We start from the raw sequence: 620 nt of genomic DNA, 5'->3' as shown, positions 1-620 counted from the left end.
TGCCCGGAGAGCTCGGCGGGTGCGTCCGGGTCCTCCTGGAGCCGGCGCAGCACGTAGACCTCCTTGGAGGTCTCGCCCTTGCGCAGCAGCTGGTCGAGCGGCTCGACGGCCCGCGTCTCGATGCCCGCGAACCGGAAGTTGTACCCCGAGTCCTCGACGCGGAAGTCCGCGGGCGTCAGGCCCGACGCGTCGACGTCGGCGCCGTACTCGAGCACGACCTGCGTCACCTGCTGGCCGAACGAGCCGACCTCGGTGACCGCGGTGACGCCCAGCACGGGGCTCGGCGCGGGTGCACGACGCTGCGCCAGCACCCACTGCAGGATCGCCGGGTCGGCGTACGTCGGCATCGTGGCCGCGTGGTGGTCCGGGACGACGAACGCGTCGTCGGCGTACTCGACGTGCCGCACGGTGTCCGCGGCGGTCGCCTCGTCCATGCCCGCGGCGACGTACGCCTGGGCCGTGCGGATGCCCGCCAGGAGGTTGGCGCAGCGGCCGAGGGTGAGCCCGATGACGGCGGCGGCGCCCAGGCCCGTGGCGGCCAGCACGTTCTCCACGAACGTGCCGTGGGTGCGCGGGCCGCCGGGGAAGCGGGTGGAGCACAGGATGAGGCAGTCGACGTC

The 620-nt window shown here is 73.9% G+C and carries 1 pseudogene; it reads right to left on the bottom strand.

The annotated features are described in order from the left end of the window. Positions 1-620: pseudogene (locus G3I71_RS50600) on the bottom strand (hypothetical protein); the annotation flags it as partial.

This window comes from Streptomyces sp. SID12501, from assembly GCF_010550245.1.
GTDB lineage: Bacteria > Actinomycetota > Actinomycetes > Streptomycetales > Streptomycetaceae > Streptomyces.
Note: the sequence above shows the minus strand (reverse complement) of the source record. Positions and strands in the feature narration are given on the sequence as shown.